Below are 3,362 nucleotides of genomic sequence, written 5' to 3' on the forward strand. Positions count from 1 at the left end.
GTCGTGGGCCCGGGCCCGCACCTCGTGCGCGCCTTCACCCTCGACGACGAGCGTGGCGGTGTCGCCGGCGGCCGGCACCCAGGCGCCGCCGTCGACGGACGTCTCGACCCGTTCCACCCCGGTGTCGTCGGTGGCCGAGACCGTGGCGCTCGCCGGTGACGTCACCCACCAGTCCTGCGCGCCGTCGGCAGCGGAGGCGATGGTGACGACGGGATCCTCGGCGTCGGTCACCGTGACGGTGGCCACCGGCCGGTCGGACGAGCCGCGGCTGACCGTGCCCGTGACGGTGAACGTCCCTGCCCCGTCGTACGACGTCGGGTCGATGTCGTCCCAGGTGACGGCGACCTGCCCGCTCGACCCGTCACCGAGGCTCGCGGCGACCGTGCCCGGCAGGTTCGGCGCCGTTCCGGCGCGGGTGGTCACTGCGACGTCGGAGACGTCCTCGATCAGGAGCTCGGGCTGGAAGCCGCCGCGGAGGGCGTCGAGCTCGGCCTGGGTCACCGGGATCACCGTGCCGTGGCGCGGGCTGCTCGGCAGGTCGGCCGTCGGCACCGACGTCCAGCTGCCCGAGGCGATGTCCTCGGTGGTGAAGGCGAGGTAGCCCTGGCCGCCGTGGTAGCTCGGCTGGTCGATGAAGAGGTACCACCGGTCGGGGTCCTCGTTGTCGCGGAAGACCGTCGGGCCCTCGCCGTTGGTGAACGTGCCTCCCCACGGGTTCGGCTGTCCGACGCCGACGCGTTCCTTCACCAGCTGCCAGCCGGGGGCGGAGGTCGTGGTCGGGAGGGATCCGCTGACCGTGGCCCGCAGATCGGTCGACCGCTCCTGGCGCGGCGTCATCGACGCCTCGTCCTTCACCACGCGGTAGAACGTGTCGCCGTCCTTGACCACGGTCGCGTCGATCATGCCGCGGCCGGTGCCGCGCTTGACGTCGATCCACGGCTGCGGGTCGGAGAAGGTGACGAAGTCGCGCGTGGTGGCGTACAACATCTGCTGGTACTGGGTGTTGATGTCGCGGCCGGCCACGTCGGTGGTGGGGTAGAGCGCGGACGCCCAGTAGACGACGTACTCCCCCGCCTCCTCGTCGTAGAACGACTCCGGCGCCCAGGTGTTGCCGGCGAAGTCGGAGGACACCTTGATGTGCCGCTGGTCGGACCAGTGCACGAGGTCGGTGGACTCCCAGACCTCGATGTACTTGCTGCCGCTCTCCTGCGCCTGGCCGAAGTCGACGGCCGGATAGGCCTTGAGGTCGGTGGCGAGCAGGAAGAACCGGTCGCCCTCGTGGCTGCGGATGATGAACGGGTCGCGCAGGCCCTGCTCACCGAACGCCGACGACAGGACGGGGGCGCCGTCGTTGAGTGCGTCGTAGTCCAGCGGGTCGTTGCCCTGGCTGGCGCCGAGGTGGATCTTCTCGCCGTCATCGGTGCTCTCGCCGGCGAAGTAGGCGAACGCGTAGCCCTCGTAGTCCGGCGCCGCGGGCGCGGGTTGCACGCGCACGACGATGTCGCGGGACGCCGTCGCCGTCCCCTTGGTGCCGGTGACGGTCAGGGTGACGTCGACGGCGGCAGCGCCGTGGGCCGGCCGGGTGACCTCACCCGTCGCGGAGACGACCTCAGGCGTGCTCGACGACCAGGTGAGGGCGGTGTCGTCCGGGCCGGACGACGGCAGGGCGAGATTGCCGCGCACGTCGTCGGGGTGCACGAGCTGCACGGCAGCAACGGCCGCCTGGGCCTTGCCCTCGTCGTCGAGCTCCTCCGGCGACACGGTCACGTCGAAGGTCCGGACCCGGGTCCCGGTCCCACGGGTGAGGGTGGCGGTCAGCGTCGCCGTCGCCGGGGCGGATCCGTGCGCCGGTCGCACCACCACTCCGGTGTTGCCCACCGTCGCCGGGTCGCTGCTGCTCCAGGCGATCGACGTGGTGCTCGAGGCACCGGTCGCCGGCAGCGCCAGGTTGGTGACGACGGCACTCGTGTCACCGAGCGTGAGCGCAGCGGCGTCGGCGTCGAGGGCGGGGGCCACGGCGTCGGCGGCCAGCTCGGCCGACTCGTCCGCCGTCAGGACCCTTGAGTAGAGGCGGAAGTCGCGCAGCTTCCCCTTGAAGGACAGGTCGCCGGAGTACGCCGACCGTCCGAGCTGGTTCAGCGTCGTCGTCCCGTCCGGGGTACCGAGCAGGCCGGGGCTGGTCGTGACGTTGGCGTTGGTGGCCACCAGGACGCCGTCCTCGTAGAGACGGGCAGTCCCGGGCGCGCCGACGGCGCCGCCGTCGATCGTGTACGTGACGTGCTTCCACGCGCCTGCCTGCAGCTTCGTGGACCTCGACGTGCTCTGTTCCGACGCGAAGCCGGCCTCGGCGATGGTGGAGCGGTAGCGGCCGCTCGAGTCGTTCGTGGTGAACAGGTAGCCGGTGCCGTTCGGGTAGGTCGCGCTGTTCCCGAGGTTGTACATGAACCAGTTGCCGGACAGGGTCGGGTCGACCCAGACGTCGAAGTCGACGGTGAGGTCGTCGGCGCCGGCCAGCAGGTTGTCGGGCAGCTTGATCGCGTTGCCCGAGCTGTTCGAGCCGCCGGTGAAGGTGAATCCGTCACCGGAGTTCCAGCTCGCCGTCCCGGTGACGGTGCCGTTCCGTCCATTGCCCGAGGAGTCGGCAGCGACGGTGCCGCTGGTCTCGTCCAGCTTCCAGCGCCCGATGAGTCCGGTGTCCGTGTCGACGGGCTCTCCGGCCCGGGCGGGCAACGGGCCGGCCACGGTGGAGGAGGCCGCCACCGCTGCGACGAGGCCCACGAGGGCACCGCGCCAGTGGCGCGGGGGCGTGGTTCGAGAGGTCACTGTCATTCTCCTGGTCTTCATCGGATCCGCACGGCGGTGCGGGTCGAGGACGTGTCGACGGTGGCCGAGCCGAGGTAGCTGGCAATGACCACGTGGCGGCCGCGGGCCAGGCGTGGCAGCCGGACGACGCCGCGCCCACCCGACAGGACGACGGTGCGGGTGGCGACGGTGCGCCCGTTGCGCTGGACGACGATCCGGACCGCGCCGGACACCGGCATCGCCGCACTGACCCGGACCGCGACCTGCGGCTTGCGGGTGGCGACCCTGGTGATGCTCAGCGCCGTGCTCGCCGGCGCCTTGACCACCGTGACCCGTACGGCGTCGCTCGAACCGGAGTAGGTCGCACCACCGGTGTACTCCGCCGTGAGCAAGTGGGATCCCAGCCGGAGCCGCAGCGCGGCCACGCGAAGCGTCACCCTCCCGTTGACGAGGTCCCCGGAAGCCAGCACCGTGGCGCCCTCGCGGAGCGTGACGGCGCCGGTCGGGACGCTTGAGGCGCCGGCGACGGTCACGCGGATCGCGACCTCCTTCCCGAGCGC

2 protein-coding genes are annotated in these 3,362 nt (G+C 71.8%); both read right to left on the bottom strand.

The window, feature by feature from the left end; translation table 11 throughout:
• Positions 1 to 2,823, bottom strand: a 2,823-nt coding sequence (locus tag ACOADB_RS26315; RefSeq protein WP_378605971.1) for an immunoglobulin-like domain-containing protein, incomplete at its 3' end; no start/stop codon positions are given.
• Positions 2,824 to 2,840: 17 nt separating this feature from the next.
• Positions 2,841 to 3,362: Ig-like domain-containing protein (locus ACOADB_RS26320; protein ID WP_378605974.1), on the bottom strand; the 522-nt coding region annotated here is incomplete at its 5' end.

The sequence above is a fragment of the Nocardioides sp. CPCC 206348 genome, from assembly GCF_048654705.1.
Classification (GTDB): Bacteria; Actinomycetota; Actinomycetes; order Propionibacteriales; family Nocardioidaceae; genus Nocardioides.